At 32.3% G+C, this 19948-nt stretch carries 15 protein-coding genes; 8 read left to right on the top strand and 7 right to left on the bottom strand.

The window, feature by feature from the left end:
* Positions 1-29: 29 nt before the first annotated feature.
* Entirely contained in the window at positions 30-839 is an 810-nt protein-coding gene (locus BM289_RS05150) for a lysophospholipid acyltransferase family protein (RefSeq protein WP_091491382.1), read from the top strand.
* A 150-nt stretch (positions 840-989) separates the two neighbouring features.
* Here BM289_RS05150 and BM289_RS05145 read toward each other — a convergent pair whose 3' ends face one another.
* Both BM289_RS05145 and BM289_RS05140 read right to left on the bottom strand, forming a co-directional pair.
* Positions 990-1622, bottom strand: a complete 633-nt coding sequence (locus BM289_RS05145) for a hypothetical protein (protein WP_091491381.1) — start codon at positions 1620-1622, stop codon at positions 990-992.
* Between the two features lie 8 nt (positions 1623-1630).
* Positions 1631-2125, bottom strand: coding sequence for an RNA polymerase sigma factor (locus BM289_RS05140; protein WP_091491379.1), 495 nt, complete (start codon positions 2123-2125; stop codon positions 1631-1633).
* 153 nt (positions 2126-2278) lie between these two features.
* Here BM289_RS05140 and BM289_RS05135 point away from each other — a divergent pair, with 153 nt between their 5' ends.
* On the top strand, positions 2279-5044 hold the full coding sequence (locus tag BM289_RS05135) for a carboxypeptidase-like regulatory domain-containing protein (RefSeq protein ID WP_091491378.1): 2766 nt from the start codon (positions 2279-2281) through the stop codon (positions 5042-5044).
* 4 nt (positions 5045-5048) lie between these two features.
* Positions 5049-9587: a TonB-dependent receptor plug domain-containing protein gene (locus tag BM289_RS05130; RefSeq protein ID WP_091491376.1), complete on the top strand. Its 4539-nt coding sequence runs from the start codon at positions 5049-5051 to the stop codon at positions 9585-9587.
* A 49-nt stretch (positions 9588-9636) separates the two neighbouring features.
* On the opposite strand, the gene BM289_RS05125 is transcribed toward BM289_RS05130, so the two are convergent.
* Positions 9637-10698, bottom strand: a complete 1062-nt coding sequence (locus BM289_RS05125; protein ID WP_091491375.1) for a DUF3810 domain-containing protein — start codon at positions 10696-10698, stop codon at positions 9637-9639.
* Positions 10699-10781: 83 nt separating this feature from the next.
* Here BM289_RS05125 and BM289_RS05120 point away from each other — a divergent pair, with 83 nt between their 5' ends.
* The 3 genes from BM289_RS05120 to BM289_RS05110 all read left to right on the top strand — a co-directional run bounded on the left by BM289_RS05120 (position 10782) and on the right by BM289_RS05110 (position 12924).
* On the top strand, positions 10782-10994 hold the full coding sequence (locus BM289_RS05120) for a hypothetical protein (RefSeq protein WP_091491373.1): 213 nt from the start codon (positions 10782-10784) through the stop codon (positions 10992-10994).
* Positions 10991-11284 (top strand): type II toxin-antitoxin system RelE/ParE family toxin, encoded by a 294-nt coding sequence (locus BM289_RS05115; RefSeq protein WP_091491372.1) that lies wholly within the window; start codon positions 10991-10993, stop codon positions 11282-11284. The genes BM289_RS05120 and BM289_RS05115 overlap by 4 nt, the downstream gene beginning before the upstream one ends.
* A gap of 176 nt (positions 11285-11460) precedes the next feature.
* Positions 11461-12924, top strand: a complete 1464-nt coding sequence (locus BM289_RS05110; RefSeq protein WP_091491370.1) for an aminoacyl-histidine dipeptidase — start codon at positions 11461-11463, stop codon at positions 12922-12924.
* 116 nt (positions 12925-13040) lie between these two features.
* Here the strand turns inward: BM289_RS05110 and BM289_RS05105 are convergent, their stop codons facing one another.
* From BM289_RS05105 to BM289_RS05095, 3 genes are all read right to left on the bottom strand, one after another.
* A complete protein-coding gene (locus BM289_RS05105; protein ID WP_091491369.1) occupies positions 13041-13814 on the bottom strand; it encodes a carboxypeptidase-like regulatory domain-containing protein in 774 nt (257 codons plus the stop codon).
* Between the two features lie 253 nt (positions 13815-14067).
* Positions 14068-15972: a DEAD/DEAH box helicase gene (locus BM289_RS05100; protein WP_091491367.1), complete on the bottom strand. Its 1905-nt coding sequence runs from the start codon at positions 15970-15972 to the stop codon at positions 14068-14070.
* A gap of 204 nt (positions 15973-16176) precedes the next feature.
* Positions 16177-16755: a non-canonical purine NTP diphosphatase gene (locus BM289_RS05095; protein ID WP_091491366.1), complete on the bottom strand. Its 579-nt coding sequence runs from the start codon at positions 16753-16755 to the stop codon at positions 16177-16179.
* 136 nt (positions 16756-16891) lie between these two features.
* On the opposite strand from BM289_RS05095, the gene BM289_RS05090 reads away from it, so the two are divergent.
* On the top strand, positions 16892-18613 hold the full coding sequence (locus BM289_RS05090; protein ID WP_208610231.1) for an ABC transporter ATP-binding protein: 1722 nt from the start codon (positions 16892-16894) through the stop codon (positions 18611-18613).
* Here BM289_RS05090 and BM289_RS05085 read toward each other — a convergent pair.
* Complete coding sequence (locus BM289_RS05085; protein WP_262489167.1) at positions 18594-18896, bottom strand: ribosomal maturation YjgA family protein; 303 nt, start codon at positions 18894-18896, stop codon at positions 18594-18596. The two genes, BM289_RS05090 and BM289_RS05085, sit on opposite strands and share 20 nt — an antisense overlap.
* Positions 18897-19216: 320 nt before the next feature.
* On the opposite strand from BM289_RS05085, the gene BM289_RS05080 reads away from it, so the two are divergent.
* The gene (locus tag BM289_RS05080; RefSeq protein ID WP_091491364.1) at positions 19217-19819 is read left to right on the top strand and encodes a transposase; all 603 of its coding nucleotides are present in this window, start codon (positions 19217-19219) and stop codon (positions 19817-19819) included.
* Positions 19820-19948: the final 129 nt, after the last annotated feature.

The raw sequence follows: 19948 nt of genomic DNA, 5'->3' as shown, positions 1-19948 counted from the left end.
ACCTAACAAAAAATAAGATACAAGTAGTTATGGGATTGTTTAAACGAAATCCTTTTGGGCATATATTATTCATCAAGAAATGGTTAATCCGAATCTTGGGTGCTATGACGCATAGAAGATATAGAGGTTTTAATGAATTGCAGATTGAAGGATCTGAAATCATTAAAACACTACCAGATACGAATGTCTTGTTTATATCCAACCACCAAACCTATTTTGCAGACGTTGTAGCGATGTTTCATGTGTTTAACGCAAGTTTAAGCGGTCGTCAGGATACTATTAAGAATATTGGTTATTTATGGCAACCTAAAATGAATATTTATTACGTTGCAGCAAAAGAAACGATGCAGGCGGGTTTATTACCTAGAATTTTAGCTTACGTTGGGGCCATCACAGTTGAGCGTACTTGGCGCGCAAAAGGAGTTGATGTTACAGAAAAAAGAGAAGTAAACCCAAACGATACTGAAAATATTAAAATAGCTCTTGCTGATGGCTGGGTTATTACTTTCCCGCAGGGAACTACAAAATCATTTAAACCTGTTCGAAAAGGAACAGCGCATATTATCAAACAGCATAAACCAATTGTTATTCCAATTGTAATTGATGGTTTTCGTAGATCTTTTGATAAAAAAGGTTTACGTCTTAAAAAGAAAAATATTCTTCAATCCTTTATTATCAAAGAACCGCTTCAGATTGATTATGAAAATGATACAATTGACGAAATTGTAGAAAAAGTAGAATACGCAATCGAACAACATCCATCGTTTTTAAAAGTAATTCCTGCAGAAGAAATAAAAGCACAGGAGGAACTTAACAAATTGAGACAATGGGATTATTAGGAATTTTAGATTTCAGTCCAGAAGCCTCGGGATAGATTTTAAGATTTGTTTCAAAATTGTCAGGCTGAGAGGAGTCGAAGCTTCGTTTGCAAGAAGCTATAATCAAGCTAAAAAAAACTTAGAATCTTAGCAACTTAGAACCTCAGAATCTTAAAAATCTATCTTCTTCAGCTCTTTATAATTTGCATATAATCTTCTCAAAAGTGTTCCATAAATGATTCTGTAGAAACACCAGAACAATCCGAAGAAACCTAAAATTACTAAAAACAAGATGCCTATTGTAACAAACATAGCTCTTCCATTCATGGCTAATTTATCTCTAAGAAACTCCATATCCGGATTGTAAACAAAGGCAACAAAAAAGCTTAAAATGGCTGTTATTACAATCATTCCCAAATTGTACCAAACATAATATTGAACCGTTTTTCTTGTCTTTAGAATAGCGCTCATTAAAGATTTTGTAGCTATTGTGGTCGAAATGGTTCTGTAATTTTTATAGAAGATATAAACGAATATTAAAACTACAACATAATTAAAGTAGGTTAGAAACTCTAAAGCTGTTACAATTTCAGGATGGTTCATTTTTCTTAGAACATCATCTGTATTGATAAATATATTTGAAAAAGTCCAAAATGAAATTTCCAAAATACTGATAATCAAAATCCATTTTACAATAGAAGATGATTTTCTGTGAATCATTTTATAGATTTCAGTTTCAGAAATTTGTTGAAAAGAACCCGAGTTCTTTTGCCAGTCTTTTTTTAGTAAATCCAGTTCTTTCATAATAATTTTTAAGGATTTAGTATTTTTTTAAGTTTCCCTTTAATTCTGTTCATTTTCACTCGTGCATTCACTTCGCTGATTCCTAAGGTTTCGGCTATTTCTTGATAATCTTTGTCTTCTAAATACATAAAAACTAATGCTTTTTCGATGTCGTTAAGCTGGTAAACAGCCTTATACATCAATTTTATCTGTTCTTCTTCTTCATAGTTGTAATCAACATCTCGAACAAAATGCTGGTGACTTTCATAATCTACGGTAGATATTGTTCTTTTGGTTTTGCGGTACAACGTAATCGCGGTATTTAAAGCCACACGATACGTCCAAGTAGAAAATTTGCTGTCTCCTCTAAATTTTGGATAAGCTTTCCAAAGCTGAATAGTGATTTCCTGGAATAAATCTTTATGAGCGTCTTCATTATCAGTATATAATCTACAAATCTTGTGGATTATATTCTGATTTGCCTGCAATTGCGCAACAAATGACTGTTCTAGATTTTCGCTCATATTTGTATTAGTAGTACTGCAACCAATTTTGTTACAGCTTTAAAAATAAAAAAAATATGCGAAATAAAAATATTAGTATTATTCTTGTTTTTTTTTAATTGTTCCCAACCTTTTGCAAAAAATGGTTCTCTATATAAAAAACAACTAACCGAAATGAAAAAACTATTACTCTTACTTCTTATAACCACAGCCAGTTTTTCGCAAACAATTTACAGAGGGAATATCAACGAGAATGGTATGCCAATTCCGGGGGCGACGATTTGTGTTCTTGGTACATCCAGATGTACTCAATCTGATTTTGACGGAAATTACGTTATAGAAGCCACCAGTGGTGAGCAACTGCAGATTTCTATGGTGGGAATGAAAAACAAAATTATCAGAGTAGGTAATTCTAATCTAACAAAAAATGACGGAAGAGTGGTGCAGATAATCAGTTCTGATTATCTTGAAAAGTTAAAGAAGCCTTCAGATTCTGTAAAGAAATCAAAATCTTCGGGATATTTTGACTTAAATCTATTGCCAAACTTAGAGCGTCAGGAAATTGTAAAAATAATTAGACAGCCGGATGGTTTCTATAAAACTAAAAATAAATACCAGCTCCATAAAGCAGCTTTTGAGATAAATCAAGAGTATATTGTTTCAACTCCATTCCGACTTCCTCGGTATCAGCAGTTTTTTGCTCAAGGAAGAAGTCTTAACGGAGAATTAACTTATCAGTCGCCTGAAACGAATGAAATCTTCAGTTGGGGACCAAATGTCAACACTTTACAATATTCTCAAAATAGCTCTCAATATTATCCTCAGGGAGATATAGTAAACAGATTTTCTGCTACAGCTGCTCCACTTACTCGATATAATCCAAATAATTTTTATCAAGATGGAGAAGAAAGCAAAACCGTTTTTAATGCTCAGATTGAAAGTCCAAAAGGGAATTATTTAAAAGTAAATTTTGCTTACAAAACAGGAAATATTGTTGTTCCAGATACGCGAAATAATGAGATTAGCACATCGTTAAAATATTTTAGAAATACTTCAGAAAACAGTAAAATTGAAGGTTCTCTATCGTTTAATAATTTTGAAAACAATTTTTCAAATGCCAATTTTGGAATGAACAAAGTCTTTTTTGCTAATTCCGTTACGCCAGTTCATTTTGACAATAAATGGGCATCAGCTTTAGAAAATGGACAGCAAAGAAGTTATGCAGCAACAGAAAATAATCCGTACTTCTTAATCCACAATAATTTAGATACTAATAAAAGTAAAACCTATTCTTTTAATTTTAATCATGTTTATTCTAAGAATAAAATTTCGAATACTTTTAATACTGTTTTTCAGTCATCAGAAATCAAAAATACAAATGGCCAAAGTTTTTATGCTGCTGGAATAACAGAACCAAATTTCAATAAAAGAACCGAAGATTTTAAGAGCGCTTCAGTTTCTGATATATACAAATATACTTTTAGTTATCGAGCCTTTATTGAATCGAAAGTAGATTTTAGATTCCAGAAAAGAGCGTTGGCAAGACATTATTTCAGCGGATATTCTACTATTAATAATTTTCCTTATCAAAGTGATATCCAAAGTATAATGGACATTTCACAGCAAAGATTTGAAGTTTTAACCAATATAAACGGTTCCTATATTTTTAGGGATATATTTTCTTATTATGATGAACTTGTTTTAAAAGCAAGTTCAAATTTGAATTATTCTTCAACAGTTAAAAGTAATTTCCTTCCAGGCTACTTTGTATCGGCTGAATTAAATAGGCTTTTTAATGATAAGTTGTCAATAAAAATAGGACATGGTCATACAGAAAATGAACCTTTATTGCAGAATAATAACTTAAATTTTAATTCTTTGTTTTATCAAGTAAATGAATTCAAACAGCTTCAAAATAATCACGAATTGATTACCCAAAAAAATGCAGTAGCGACAACAGAAGACATGAGTTCTATTGATTTGAATTTCAGATTAAATTACAGATGGAACCTTAGTTTTAATTATTACCATAAAAAGATAGAAAATTTATATGTACCTGTTTTGTTTTCAAATACAGCAGAATGGTCGCCAGAAGTAAATTATAAACAAAGCGGAATTGAATTTGGCGTCGATCGAAACATTTATTCAGGAAAGTCGTTTACATACGGTTTTAATTTAAATTTCACTTATTACCGAAATAAAGTCACAGCTTTAGAAAACAGCCAGACAAGAATTCCGTTTGCTGGTTTTGCAGATGTCAATAAAAACTACATAGTAGGTCAACCGCTGGGAGTTATTGTCGGAAGCAGCTATTTAAGAGATGCGAATCAGAATATGATAATTGATGCAGATGGCTTTCCTATCAAAAATCCAGAGCCACAAATTTTGGGAGATCCAAATCCTGATTTTGTAGTCGGTTTTTCGAATACTGTAAGATATAAAAGATTCACATTTGATTTTGTTTTTGATTGGAGTCAAGGCGGAAAAATCTGGAACGGTACACAGCAGACTTTAAATTATTACGGAAAGTCTGATTTGACTGGCGAACAGCGATATGTTGCTAATTATATTTTTGACGGAGTAACTGCTGCAGGTGCTGTAAACGCAAAAGCTGTTTCATTTTATGATGTAAATCTTCCAGTTGAACAAAACCGCTGGGCACGATATGGTATTGATGGTGTTGCAGAAGATGCTATCGAAGACGCCACCTATTTAAGACTTAGTACCATTAGTTTGTCCTATTCAAAAGATTTCAGAGATTATAACGATATATGCAGTTTTAAGATTTCGCTCTTTGTTAATAATGCCTTTGTAATAGCCAAAAGCAAATCGGCATTTGGTAATAATTCAATGTTTAGCTCTATTGAAACCAATGGTTTAGATTATTTCAATTCGCCTATGATGAGAAGTTTTGGAACTTCTTTAACTATTAAATTTTAAGTAAATGAAAAATATTAAATATATAGTATTGTTTGTTCTGTTTCAAACAACTTGGGCGCAGAAAACAGAAAAAGACTGGAATACTGCTTACAAAAAATCGGTTACCGAGAAAGTTTATCTTCAATTGAACAATGTACTTTATACGCCTAATGAAACGGTTTATTTTACAGGTTTTATTACCGAAGCAGATAATAGTCCTTCAGGTTTAAGTGAATATCTTTATGTTGATTTATTGGATGGCAGTAATAAAAAAATAGTCTCTCAATGTTATGTAATTGAAAATGGAAGTGCAGCGGGTTCCTATAAAATTCCCGAAACAGCCGTTTCTGGAATGTATAAAATTAGAGCTTATACCAGGATACAAAACCAAACGCTTGAAAATATATTCGAGAAAACATTTTTTGTGCAAAAAGTAGTTGCTCCAAGAATTTTAATGACACTTGATTTTAAGAAAAAAGCCTATGGAAGAGGGGAAGTTTGCGAGGCCGATTTTGATTTGAAAAATCTGGAAAACCAGCCGATAAAAAACTATGATTTTACTTATGACATTTTCATATCGGGAAAGAAGATAGATTCATTTAAAGGAAAGACAGATGATTTAGGCAAAGCTGTAGTACGTTTTAAGCTTCCAGCTGATTTGACATCAAATGACGGAATTTTAAATGTAATGCTGGATTACGATAATTTCAAAGAATCTGTAACACGTTCGATTCCTATTAATTTGAATTTTATTGATCTGCAGTTTTTACCAGAAAGTGGTAATCTAGTGGCAAATGAATCATCATCTTTATTTTTTATTGCTAAAAATGAATTTGGACTTCCAATGGATGTTGCAGGTTTTATAGAAGATGAAAAAGGAACAAAAATCAGTGAATTTAAGAGCATTCATGACGGAATGGGAAATTTGATTTTAAAAAGCATGGAAAACAAACAGTATTATGCCGTTGTAACTTCTCCTTTTCAGTCAGCAGAGAAAATAGCGCTTCCCAAAGCAGAAAAAAATCTTTTTGTAGTTAATACACAGAAGAATCCTCAGAATGTTGTGGTAAATATTTATGCACCTGTAGCCATGCAATCTAAAATGTTGGTTAGAAATACAGCTAAGATTTATAAAACGATAGATGTAAGTTTAAAACTGGGTTGGAATTCTATTACTGTAGAAACAAAAGATTTTCCAGTTGGAATTCAGTCTTTTTCGCTAATGGTGGAAGATCAGATTGTGGCAGAAAGACTCGTTTTTCTTAATTATCAGGACGGATTGAAGATAGAAATAAAGACAGATAAAGATACCTATCTGCCAAGAGAGAAGGTAAAAGTTTCAGTTATAACAAAAGATAAAAATAATTTGCCAATTGCATCCAATCTTTCTGTTTCTGTAGTAGATTCAAAGCTTTTGACTTATATAGACGATAAACAGGACAATATTTTATCATGGATGCTTTTAGGTTTTGAGCTGAAGGGAAAAATTCATGAACCAAGGTTTTATTTTGATGAAAATAAAAAAAACGAAGAACGCGAAGAAGCTATTGACCTGCTTTTGAACACACATGGATGGAGAAAATTCAATCAAAAGAACCTTCAGAAACTGTTACTTGAAACCAATAAAATAGAACCTGAAAAAAATAATAGTATCGAAGGTTTTATTTTAAATGATAAAGGAAAACCTGCAACTTTAAAAGTTTTTTTATTTACGGACAAAGGAAAAGCATTTGAAACAAAAAGTAATTCTAGTGGTTATTTTCAATTCAGCAAAGTACATTTTACAGATTTGGCCTATTTAATAGTCGATGGTAAAAAGAATCGCAGGTATGTAATGAAAAATTCCATTTCCAATGCGCAGGAATTCCTAAAAATGAAGGATACACTTTCTAATAATGTGACTTCAGACATTAATTACGATTATAAAGAAACTGCCGAATCTTTTAAAAAAGAAGTAAATGTTACAGGTAATTCTGTTTCTTTAGATTCTGATAACCAATCTTTAAATGAAGTTGTAGTAGTGGGATACGGAATGCAGAAGAAAAAAGATATTACGGGTTCCGTTATGACCATTAGTGCGCAAGAAATATATAGTACAGCGCTAAATGGCAGAGTGACCGGATTGCAGATAACTTCTTCTACAGGACAGACCGGTTCTGCAGATAAAGTATTGATAAGAGGATTGAGTTCTGTTTATGGTAGCAGATCAGGAGGCCAGCCTTTAATTGTCATTGATGGAGTTCCGTATGTTAACAACGAGAATTCATCGATTTTTGGAAGCTTTCCCGCAGCTTCCATTCAATCTGTTACTGTTTTGAAAGATGCGTCGGCAACGGCTTTGTACGGATCTAATGGTGCTTATGGAGTCATTCTGGTTACAACAAAAAATAAAATATACAGAAGCAAGATAATTGTTGGAAAACGCCATCATTATACTTTTCAGAATATAAACAGATCGGAAGTAAAAAATATTAATGAAGCAGAAGGTTTTTATGTACCAAAGTATGGAACTACAATTACAGAGAAAAAAACAGATTTTAGAAGCTGTATTTATTGGAACTCTGTTGTTCAAACCAATAATAAAGGGGAAGCTGTTTTTGAATTCTACACTTCTGATGATAATACGTCATTTAAAATTCTGGCAGAAGGGACTTCATATAAAGGAGATTTAGGAAAATCGGAAACTGCTTTTGCTGTAAAAGAGTTGATCCAAAGTGATGTTAAAGTTCCCATTTATGCTTCGAATGAAGATGTTATTATGCTTCCGATTTGGTTGAAAAACAACACTAATTTAGGTTTGAATTTACAATGCGGGGTTTCATTTAATAAACGAAAAATCAATTTCTCAGAAGAAAACCTATTTTTAAAACCCAATGAATCTAAAACAATTTATGTTTCATTTACTGCAAGCGAAACAGGAAAAAAACTTCCGTTAGAAATTAATTTAATAGGAGACAATTATAAGACCCAGATTAGAAAAGAAATTGATGTTTATACTAAAGGATTTCCAGCTAATGTGGATGTTTCTGGAATGAATTCTCAAAAAAAAGATTTTTTTATCAGCGATCCAATTCCAGGTTCTATAGAAACTGGATTTAAATTGTTTTACAATCCGTTTTCATCCATTTTTGACGGTTTAGAAAGCATGATGAGAGAACCTTACGGCTGTTTTGAGCAGGTTTCGTCCAGCAATTATCCGAACATCATGGCCATGCAGCTGATGAAATTTAAAAGTATTTCTCCAGAATTCAAGAAAAGAGCCATGCAGTATTTAGAAAACGGTTATCAGAAGTTGAAAAACTACGAATCTAAAGACGGTGGATTTGAGTGGTATGGAGGAAATCCTGGCAATGAAGCATTAACAGTTTATGGTTTACTGCAGTTTAATGAAATGAAAGAATTCATTAATGTTGACCAGAAATTAATTGAAAGATCAATGAAATGGATTGACTCGAGAAAAGACGACAAAGGCGGTTTTAAACAAAATCCAGGCAGATATGGTTTTTCAGGAATAAGATATGAGGTTAATAATGCTTATATCGTATATGTTTTGTCTGAGATAGGAAATGGGAATATAGAACAGCAATATGACGCAGCATTAAAAGAAGCATTGAAAAGCAATGATTTGTACCGAATGAATTTGATGGCTTTGGCTTCGTATAATCTGAATAAAATAAATCAATACAAGGAGTTAATGGTTTTGATAAAAAACGAGATCAAAAAAAATGGATTCGAAAATTTGAAAGCACAACAATCTGTTATTCATAGTTATGGCAAATCGATGAATATGGAAATTGTATCGCTTTATGGTCTGGCTTTGCTTAAAGAAAAACAGCTGACCAAAGAGGTTTCTGATGTTTTAGATTACATTCAGTCAGCAAAAACAGTGTATGGATTTGGATCGACACAGGCAACAGCATTGGCTTTAAAATGTATTACTGAATATGCTAAAATTAGTATGGGAGTTACTTCTGTACTTTCTGAGGATCTAGTAATGAGTCTCAATAACGAATTGGTAGCGCTTAGCTCAAAAGACAAGAACGGAAATGTAATTTTAAAAGATTTAAAGGTCAACTCTGGAAATAATAGTTTTTCAATTCAAATTCCAGAGCAAAGTCCAATACCTTATTTGCTGTATGTTCAATATCAAAGCTATAAACCTAATAATTCAAAAGACTGTAAATTAGTTTTAAAAAGTAAAACTCTAAAAACTGAAATAAAAACTAGCGAAACGGCGAGAGTTGAAGTTGAGGTGCAAAATACCAGTTTTTCAGAAGTTTCGAACCCTATTGCAAGAATTGGAATCCCTGGCGGATTAACACCAGAACCTTGGCAGTTAAAAGAATTGATCGATAAAAATATAGTTGATTATTATGAAATTTTCGGAAGTGAATTAGTGTTTTATTTTAGAAAATTAAACGCCAAAGAAATAAGAAAAGTAAATATAGATTTTAAAGCCGTTGTTCCTGGCAACTATAAAGGTATTGCTTCTTCAGCTTATTTATATTATGAAAATGAGCACAGAAATTGGAATTCTGGTTTAGAAATTGAGGTTTTACCTTGATAAAAAAAAATACCTAACAGGTTTTCAAAACCTGTTAGGTATTTAAACGTTAAAGTTTTCTGTCCTTGTAATAATTAATCATTAGATCTAAAAACTTACTGTAGCTTTCCATTCCATCTTTCTGATTGTTTGATTTTAAGAAATTATCATAGAGAAAATGAAAGCCTTCATCTATAAAAGTGTCGTATTTTTTCCAGAAATCTTCACTTTCTTTGTAGTTTTTCAAAATTCCGGGATGAACTGTTTTCTTTAGTTGATTAAAAACCTTCTCATTTTTGTATTTCCAGATTCCTAAACAATAACGCAACACAAAACTGTATCCAGAATATTGGTAATATAAATTATCATTTTTAACTGAAGCCAAAACACCAATAAAGTTACATTCATTTTCACTGGCATAACCAATTTGATGCGCCATTTCATGCGAAGTGGTGACTGGGAAATTATACATTGGAAGTAAATAGTTTATCTGTGCTTCATTCGTAAACGGATTTAAATAACCACCAAACCCCATATAAGTTAAAGGAACGCTGAATAAAGATTTTTTTACGCTTAAAGTTTCATATTTGAAATATGGATATTCGTTTGCCAAATTATTATAACCGTTCAAAATCATATCAAAAGATTCTTTTTGAGTATATGGAAACACAATTTTTTCACTCTTATTCTTTGTAATGGCAAGTTGAATTTCATTTGTTTTTACTATTAACCTTTTTGTAAAAACATAAAGATCAGCATCTGAATACTCTCTTTTAATTTCCATCTTTTCAAAGAGAGGTTTGCGATAATAGTTGAAAGCCCAAAGGAAATGGAAGAAAAAGTAAAAAACAGAAATTTTTCCTAAGATTGTCAAAAGATTGTCTTTCCAATCTGTTCTCCATGTTTTTCTGATTTTCCAAAACCATCCAATTATAGATAAAATTAAAATGGCATAAATACAATCGCCAAGAGAAAAAGGAATTTTTCCTAAAGCTATTCTCGAAAAGTGCGAAATTCTAAAAAAGAGATTATTGCTGTAGAATCCTTCGACATAATCCGGAAAATATCTTAGGATTCTTAAAAAGATAATTTGAAATAAAAGAAATAGGGAAAGTATGTATTTTGATTTCACAGTTTTGGTTTTTATAAAAATAATAATTAAAAAATGGGTTGATATTATTTTTTGTAAATTTGTTATTCAATAATAAGGAAAAAATGACACAAATTACTTTAAATATTCCAGATAATGAATTGTCTTTCTTTATGCAGTTAATTGAAAAATTTAATTACGAAACTGTGATTAATGAATTTTCTATGACTGAAGAAATGAAAAATTTATTAGATGAAAGAAGATCAACTTCAAAAGTAGATGATTTCCTTCCTTGGGATGAAGCAAAAAAACAATTACGATTTAAATCTGAAAAATGATTTTTAATCTTGTAATTGAACCAAGAGCAATTCTTGATATTCAAGATGCAATTGATTATTATGACTCGAAACGAGTTGGGTTGGGCGAACATTTTTATGAAATCGTCGATGAATATTTAAATATATTAGCGAAGAACCCTTTTTTTGAAATTAGATACAAGGATTATCGCGCTCTTGCTATTAGAAAATTTCCATTTATTATCTTTTACTTTATTGATGAGGAAATCAAAACAGTCTATATAATGTCTGTTTTTAATACATCATTAAATCCTTCTAAGTATCCTCTGTAAAGTATCCTCTGTAAAGTATCCTCATTTTATATTTAAATTTCTGGTCTAATTAGATGTTTTTTAAGACAACTTTAGACCCATTATAATTTGTGCTAATTGATGCAATTCGCGGCTAAAAAAGCAATTAAACTTTGTAACTTTGAGGCTCTTAATTGTTAAACATCAAACAAAATATAATGAGTCAAGAAATAAGAAATCTCGAACCAAAAGCACTTTGGAATAAATTCGCAGATTTAAATGCTGTTCCGCGTCCATCGAAAAAAGAAGAGCGCGTAATTGAGTTTATGAAAAACTTTGGAAACAGCTTAGGTTTGGAAACTTTCGAAGATGAAATCAGAAACGTGATCATCAGAAAACCTGCAACTCCTGGAATGGAAAATCGTAAGCCAATCGTAATGCAAGGACATTTGGATATGGTGCATCAGAAAAATGCAGATACAGTTTTTGATTTCGATACACAAGGAATTGATATGTATGTTGACGGTGATTGGGTTCGTGCGAAAGGAACTACTCTTGGAGCTGACAACGGACTTGGAGTAGCAACTATCATGGCGATTTTAGAAAGCAAAGATATTCCGCATCCAGCAATTGAGGCTTTGTTTACTGTTGATGAAGAAACAGGAATGACAGGAGCTTTAAATCTTAAAGGAGGTATTTTACAAGGACAGATTTTATTGAACTTAGATACGGAAGAAGATGATGAAATTGATATCGGATGTGCTGGAGGAATCGATGTAACAGCTACAAGAACGTATCATGAAGAGGAAGTTCCAGAAGGTTCTGTTGGATATACGATTACAGTAAAAGGGCTAAACGGAGGACATTCAGGGATGGATATTCATAAAGGTTTAGGAAATGCCAATAAAATTATGAATCGTTTGTTGTTTGACGGATTTGAAAACTTCGGTTTACAAATTGTTGAAATCAACGGAGGAAGTCTTCGAAATGCAATTCCGAGAGAAAGTGTCGCCAAAGTAATTATTTCTCAAATGTTTGATGAAGCTTATGTATACGATATGCAGGAAATCATTGCTGATATCAAAGCAGAATATAAAACAACTGAACCCAATTTAACGATTGAAATCGTAAAAGGAGATTTGCCCGAAAAAGTAATGGATCTTGGTGTTCAGGAAGGAATTATCAGAGCAATTTATGCCGCACAAAACGGAGTGTATAAAATGAGCGCTGATATGGCTGATTTGGTTGAAACTTCAAATAATATTGCTCGTGTAGTTGTAAAAGACGGAGAAATTTTGGTTGGATGTTTAACACGTTCTTCTGTTGAATCTTCGAAATTTGATTTGGCTAATTCTTTACGTTCTGCTTTTGAATTGGTTGGATGTGAAGTAGAACTTTCAGGCTCTTATCCTGGATGGACTCCCAATGTAAATTCTGAGATTTTGGAAGTTTTAAAAGAAATATACGAAAAACAAAACGGAGAACAACCAAAAGTTGTAGCATGTCATGCTGGTCTTGAATGCGGTATTTTAGGAACAAATTATCCTGATATGGATATGATTTCTTTTGGCCCGACTATTCACGGAGCACATTCTCCAGATGAAAGAGCAAGTATTTCTTCTGCTCAGAAATATTGGAAATTTGTATTGGAAATTCTTGAGAATATACCAGTTAAAAATTAGTGATCAGTTTTTTAGTAACCAGTGTTCAGGAAAACTGATGTTATAAAAAAAGGAGTGAAATCACTCCTTTTTTTATGTATACTGATCACTAAAAAACTGACCACTGATTACTTTTTTTAGTTTCGTTTCAAAACTTTATACTGTTCATAACAAGCACTGATGGCGTCCATAATCTGTAAATCATTTGCTGTTTGAATAAAGGAATCAGAATAGTTGCATCGATGCATGATTTCAGGAATTTCGTCTTTGCTGATTCCTAATAATACGGCAACGGTTTCACGATCGTATTTTGATTCTAGAAGCGTTCGAACGGTGTCGTCTTTCTTCATTTCCTTTAATTTCTTGAGCTCTTTACCATTTTTTCCGAAGAAATTATAGAGCATATCGGCGGGGTTAAAGATGGAACCCAAAACTTTACCAAAAGCATTTGGAGCATATTCTCCTGCTTCATAACCTTGTGTAAGACCAGAAATACTATAACGATAGTTTTCTTTGGTAGGGATTAATTTAGAGTCGATTTCAAGATATCCAGTTAAGGTAAATGGAGCAATGATAACTTCTTCCAAGGCTATTGCTTTTTCAGTAAGCTGGATTCGCGTTACTTTGTTTTTTACCCAGTCATTCGTAACTCTAATTCTTAGAGATTGGAAACCAAGAATAGAAAAGTGCAGGGTATCATTGACTTGAACGTCAATTTCAAAATACCCTTTTTCGTCAGATTTTGCACCGCGAACTTTATTGGTATTAATAATGTTTACACCTGCTAAGGGCTGTTTACTGTTGTCGTTAATAATGTAACCTGAAACTCTTTGAGGAACTGTAGGCTGCGTATCCTGCGCAAAACCAATGTTGGCCATAAGAATAAAAAAGAAAACTGCGAAATATTTCATATCCTGATTTAAAGCTCTAAAAGTAGTAAATCGGGATTAAATATCTCGCAGTCTTGGAATTTAATTATAAGAAAATTAACAAAGGCTGCAGTATTGCTTTTTTATATGTAATGAAAAGGGATCGAAAGATAAAATGGTATTGTTTTCGATTATAAAACTCATTTATGGAGAATAAAATTCTAGTTATAAAAAAAAAATCCCAAGTTCCAATTGTGTTTGGAATTTGGGATTTTATATTTAAGAAATTGAATGATTAATCTCTTCTTGATCTTCTTGGTCTTGAGCTGTCGCCAAAGTTTTCAGAACGTCTTGGAGCTCTATCTGAACCTCCATTTTCGTTTCTTGGAGCAGAACTTCTAAAACCGCCTTCTCTTCTTGAAGATGAGTTTCTGTCGCTTCTAAAACCTCCGTCTCTAGATCCTCCGTCTCTAGAAGAATTTCTATCGCTTCTAAATCCGCCTTCGCGTCTTGGTGCAAAATTTCCTTCTCTTCTTCCAGAATCACGTCTTCCACCACGGTTGTTGTGGTCACGTCTTCCACCGCCATCATTTTTAGAAATCTCAACATTGATACGACGACCTTCTAATTGTACGTTGTTTAAAACGTCCATTACTTTGTCTGTATGCTGTGGATCAGTATTGAAGAATGAGAATCCTTCTTTTACGTCTACTTTAAAGATATCATCACGACCTAAATCTAATGTTTCTTTCAAGTAATCTTTCAATGACATCCAGTCAAAGTTATCTCTAGAACCGATATTTACAAAATAACGAACTGCTCCGTTATTATTGAATTCTCTTGGCTCAGAATCACCTCTTTCACGTCTTTCACTAGATTGAACAGAAATATCTCTATTCTTTTTGTAATAAGCGATGAAACGGTTAAATTCTACTGAAACCATTTTCTTAATCAATTCTTCTTTAGATAAATCTTCAAGAACATTGTTAATTGCTGGTAAATAGTTGTCAATTTCGTGATCAACCTCAGTATCTTTAATTTTGTTTGCTAAGTGCAACAACTGAATTTCGCAGATTTCGATTCCAGAAGGAATAGTTTTTTCTTCGAATTTTTGTTTGATGATTCTCTCGATAGAAGAAATTTTACGTAATTCACTTTTTGTAACGATTACAATAGAAGTACCTAATTTTCCAGCTCTACCAGTACGACCAGAACGGTGGTTGTAAGTTTCAATCTCGTCAGGTAATTGGTAGTTCACAACGTGAGTTACGTTATCAACATCAATACCACGTGCCGCAACGTCAGTAGCAACAAGCATCTGAATTTGTCTTCCACGGAACGATTTCATTACACCATCACGTTGCGCTTGAGATAAATCTCCGTGTAACGCAGCGGCGCTATATCCATCTTCAATTAACTTCTCAGCAATAGCTTGAGTGTCTCTTTTTGTACGACAGAAAACTACAGAGAAAATGTCAGGGTTGGCATCTGCTAAACGCTTTAAAGCTTCGTAACGGTCACGAGCATTAACTAAATAAAATTCGTGAGAAACTGTAGATGAACCAGAGTTTTTGGTTCCTACAGTGATTTCTAATGGTTCGCTCATGAATTGTTTAGCAATTCTAGCAACCTCTTGTGGCATAGTTGCAGAGAACAACCATGTGCTTTTTTCATCCGGAGTATCTGATAAAATAGATACAATGTCATCATAGAATCCCATGTTTAACATTTCGTCAGCCTCATCCAAAACACAGTAGTCTATGTTTTTAATGTTAACCAAACCTCTGTTAATCATGTCTTGCATTCTTCCTGGAGTTGCGACAATAATTTGCGCTCCTCTCTTTATTTCTCTTGCTTGTTCTGTTATACTAGCTCCTCCGTAAACTGCTACCACATTAATACCTTTTTCGTATTTAGAGTAGTTTTTAAGTTCGTTAGTAATCTGTAAACATAACTCGCGTGTTGGCGATAAAACTAATGCTTGTGTATTTCTGTTGTCGGCATCAATTTTTTGAATTAGCGGAAAACCGAAAGCTGCCGTTTTCCCTGTCCCTGTTTGAGCCAACGCAACCATATCCGTGTCTTTTTCCAATAATAGGGGAATCGCCTTTTCCTGTACCTCTGACGGATTTTCAAATCCTAGATCTAAAATCGCCTTCAGTAACGATTCATTTAATCCTAATTGTTCAAATTTATTCATATGTGTTTTTAAAATAGGGTGCAAAATTACTGTTAATTATTCAGATAAACTAATGCAATTTCAAGAATTATATATTTGTTGTGATTTGATTATCAAAAAGTTACGATTTTGGTAAAATGATTTTTTGTGAGAAATACTGAAAATGCTCAAAAAACACGTCGTGAAATGTAAAATTTAAGCCTTAAAATGTTGTATTTTAAACAATTATTTTGTGTTGTTCAGAAAATCAATTAGTTGGTGAACTGCTTTTCCTCGATGACCAATAGTGTTTTTGGTCTCCAATGGCAGTTCTGCAAAGGTTTTCTCGAAATTTTCAGGTTTAAAAATTGGGTCATAACCAAAACCATTTGTTCCTGTTTTAGTTAAGGTGATTTCTCCTTTTGCAATTCCGGTAAATAAATATTGTTTGTCGTCAAGATTTAAAGTAATAACGGTTTTAAATTGGGCTTTTCGGTTTTCTTTATCTTTTAATGCGTCTAAAAGTTTATTCATATTGTCATCCGCATTTTTCTGTTCGCCTGCATATCTTGCAGAATAAACACCAGGTTCTCCATTTAAAACTTCTACTTCTAAGCCAGTATCGTCTGCAAAACAGTTGTATCCAAACTTTTGTGTTACATAATTGGCCTTCAAAATCGCATTTCCTTCAATAGTATCTGCTGTTTCAGGAATATCTTCAAAACAATTAATATCTTCTAAACTTAGTATTTTGATGCTTTCAGGAAGCATACTTTGAATTTCGGCTATTTTATTTTTGTTGTTCGAAGCGAAAACGAGTTCCATAGGATTAATGTTTTTTTAAATGATTTTCAACACAAATTTAGAATTCTTATATTTGATATGCTGCCTAAAAGTAAAATAAATGTAATTATCGGTATTATATAAAAAAATCCTGCCTTTTGTAAAACCCTACAGAAAGATGGTAATTGCTACTTTATTGCTTACATTCTTAGGTTCATTTGCAGCGCAGGTCAATGCCATAATCTTAAAATACACGGTAGATACAATCAATAATTTGATGGTAGCGCATGAACCATTATCAAAAGGATTTCATCTTTTGGGAATTATTAGTATTGTTTTGCTGGCTAAGGAATTAGTGAATTCTGTTGTGCAGTTTGGTCAGAAATTTTATGGCGAAAAACTCCGTATTTTTATTGCTCGTGATATTTCTCAAACCATAGTAGAAAAAATTCTGAGCTATAGAATGGAATTTTATACTTCTGATGAAAATGAAAGTGGAAAACTGCAAACCCGAATCGATGCAGGAATTAGCAGTTTGACACGATTGGTCCAAAACTTTTTTATTGATATTCTTCCTTTATTTGCTAATGCTTTTGTGGCTTTGGTTATTATGTTTTATGCCAATGTCTATGTAGGCTTGGTAAGTTTGTGTATTATTCCGATTTACTTTTATATTAGCCAGTTACAGGCATCAAGATTAAGTGGATTCAGGAGAAGAATGCGTAATTATCGGGAAACCAAGAATAACGGAATCATCAGTTTAATTGAATCGATTACCGTGATTAAATCCTTTGTACGCGAATCAACAGAAGCGGATCGACATGAAAAGATTCAGTATGAAATGACCGAAAATCAGCTGGAAACGCGAAAAACCAGTTTCATTTTTGAAAGTATCAAAAGCTTTGTCGAACAGATTGGAGTTGTAATCATTATAATTCTGACAGCTTATTTTGTGTTGAATAATCAAATGACGATTGGGGCAATTATGTTTCATATTATGTTGTTTAATAATGTTTCGTCTCCAATTCGTCAATTACACCGAATTTATGATGAAGTAAATGACGCCTTAATTTATTCCGAAGGTTTCTTTGATATTCTGGAAGCAGAAAAAGAGGTTGAAACAAGCGGAGATTATATGCCGGAAAAAATTATCGGATTAATTGAAGTTAAAAATGTTGACTTTATTTATCCAAACGGAACTCAGGCATTATTTGATATTAATTTTACGGTTAAACCGAATGAAACATCTGCTTTGGTAGGATTAAGTGGCGCCGGAAAAAGTACCATTATTAATTTGTTGGATAAATTTTATCTGCCATCATCTGGTCAGATTTTATTGGATGGAGTGGATTTAACAGATTATAATACCGATTTTCTGCGTAAAAATATCGGATTGGTGCTGCAGAAAAACCATATTTTTAAAGGAACGGTTGCTGAAAATATTTTATACGGAAAACCTGAAGCTTCTCAGGAAGAAGTTATCGAAGCGGCAAAACAAGCTTATATTCATGAACAAGTGATGCAACTACCAAAAGGATACGATTCTGATGCGCATTTGCTTTCAGGCGGGCAACAACAGCGAATTGCCATTGCTAGACTTTTTCTCAAAAATCCACCCATCATTTTTCTGGATGAACCAACAGCAAGTTTAGATGCTATCGCAACGGAACAAATTAAAAAATCGCTAGATGCGATTAAAAAAGACAGAACCGTTATTATCATTTCGCATAGTATTTCTCAAATAATTGATGCTTCTAATATCATTGTTTTAGAAAAAGGAAGATGTGTCGAAAAAGGAACTCACGATGAATTGTACGATAATAAAGGAACCTATTATCAAATATTTATGGCAATGGCAAACAGCTTAAACATTGATAAAATCACACAGACTTTCGATTAAGAAAATTCAAAGTAAATCTTTCTACAATAAAAGCAGTAAGAATTCCAAAAGTATAAGCCACAATATCCGACCATAAAAATCCCTGACCTAATACATATCTTCCAAAAAGAGTTTTTCTGAGTTCTGCCACCCATTCTCCTTGGTATAATTGCAAAAATTCAATACAGTAACAAGTAATTAAGGAAATCAATAGTATAATGTTGGGTTTTTGAAAAGGAAAAAATATTCGCATCAAAAAATAAATCATAACGGCATACAGAAAATCGCCTATCCATAACGGAATGAAAGAGATTTTTCTTGAAAGGATTCCAAGGACTATGATGGAGAGAAAAATTAAGGATTAGTAGATTCTTGTTTTTTTCAAGGTTAGGAAGGGTTTAGTTGAAAGCAAATTTAGATTAAAACAATGGTAATTTCTCTTTGTCAAAGTTCAAAACTTTGACAAAGATTCTGGTCTAACGCAAATCAAGTTTTCTAATAGCAAATATGATAGCTTCTCTTTGTCAAAGTTCAAAACTTTGACAAAGATTCCTTTATGTTTATTTGAGAAAAATCTTATTTTTTTTGATATTTTTGATTTGCAATTTTTAAAGAAACTAATCAGTGGATATCAGAAATCAAAATTTAGAGCCAGACTGTTTTTATCATATTTATAATCGAGGAGTTAATGGAGATATAGTTTTTCAAAATAATGATAATTATATGTTTTTTATGGTACAATTTCGTAAATACTTAAATGAAGTTTGTGATCTTTATGCGTATTGTCTAATGCCGAATCATTTTCATTTTGTAATTAAAATTAAATCTCAAAAAGAATTATTTGATTTCTTCGAGGAAAAAAATAAAAGACCAATTAAAAAGGGATTGCATGCAATGGAGAGTCTTACAAGTAAACAGCTAAGTAAGTTTATCAGTTCTTATACTCAGGCTTACAATAAAGTTTTTGATAGACATGGGACATTGTTTGAATCTCCTTTTAAAAGAAAAAAAATAGATTCTGAAAAGTATTTGAGGAACTTGATTATTTATGTTCATCGAAATCCTATAGATATTAAAAAAGATTTTAAAACTTATAAATTTTCATCGTATATAACTGTTTTGTCTTCGTTGAAAACTAATTTAAAAAGAAGTGAAGTGATTGAGTATTTTGACAATTTAGAGAATTTTGTTTTTTGTCATAATAATGTAATTGATTTTAAATTCTGAGGTTCTAAGGAATCTTTGTCAAAGTTTTAAACTTTGACAAAGAGGAAAGCGAAAAGAAAAAAAACATACATAAAGTAGTACATCAATAATCCGTTTTTAGGGTGCAGAAAATACAAAACCCAAATCGAT

The sequence above is a fragment of the Flavobacterium phragmitis genome (assembly GCF_900112575.1).
GTDB classification, from domain to species: Bacteria; Bacteroidota; Bacteroidia; order Flavobacteriales; family Flavobacteriaceae; genus Flavobacterium; species Flavobacterium phragmitis.
Note: the sequence above shows the minus strand (reverse complement) of the source record. Positions and strands in the feature narration are given on the sequence as shown.

What these genes read in the sequence shown, in the direction of transcription:
- BM289_RS05150 (WP_091491382.1), top strand. Translation starts at nt 30, where the DNA reads ATGGGATTGTTTAAACGAAATCCTTTTGGGCATATATTATTCATCAAG.
- BM289_RS05145 (WP_091491381.1), bottom strand. Translation starts at nt 1,622, where the DNA reads ATGAAAGAACTGGATTTACTAAAAAAAGACTGGCAAAAGAACTCGGGT.
- BM289_RS05140 (WP_091491379.1), bottom strand. Translation starts at nt 2,125, where the DNA reads ATGAGCGAAAATCTAGAACAGTCATTTGTTGCGCAATTGCAGGCAAAT.
- BM289_RS05135 (WP_091491378.1), top strand. Translation starts at nt 2,279, where the DNA reads ATGAAAAAACTATTACTCTTACTTCTTATAACCACAGCCAGTTTTTCG.
- BM289_RS05130 (WP_091491376.1), top strand. Translation starts at nt 5,049, where the DNA reads ATGAAAAATATTAAATATATAGTATTGTTTGTTCTGTTTCAAACAACT.
- BM289_RS05120 (WP_091491373.1), top strand. Translation starts at nt 10,782, where the DNA reads ATGACACAAATTACTTTAAATATTCCAGATAATGAATTGTCTTTCTTT.
- BM289_RS05115 (WP_091491372.1), top strand. Translation starts at nt 10,991, where the DNA reads ATGATTTTTAATCTTGTAATTGAACCAAGAGCAATTCTTGATATTCAA.
- BM289_RS05110 (WP_091491370.1), top strand. Translation starts at nt 11,461, where the DNA reads ATGAGTCAAGAAATAAGAAATCTCGAACCAAAAGCACTTTGGAATAAA.
- BM289_RS05105 (WP_091491369.1), bottom strand. Translation starts at nt 13,814, where the DNA reads ATGAAATATTTCGCAGTTTTCTTTTTTATTCTTATGGCCAACATTGGT.
- BM289_RS05100 (WP_091491367.1), bottom strand. Translation starts at nt 15,972, where the DNA reads ATGAATAAATTTGAACAATTAGGATTAAATGAATCGTTACTGAAGGCG.
- BM289_RS05095 (WP_091491366.1), bottom strand. Translation starts at nt 16,755, where the DNA reads ATGGAACTCGTTTTCGCTTCGAACAACAAAAATAAAATAGCCGAAATT.
- BM289_RS05090 (WP_208610231.1), top strand. Translation starts at nt 16,892, where the DNA reads ATGGTAATTGCTACTTTATTGCTTACATTCTTAGGTTCATTTGCAGCG.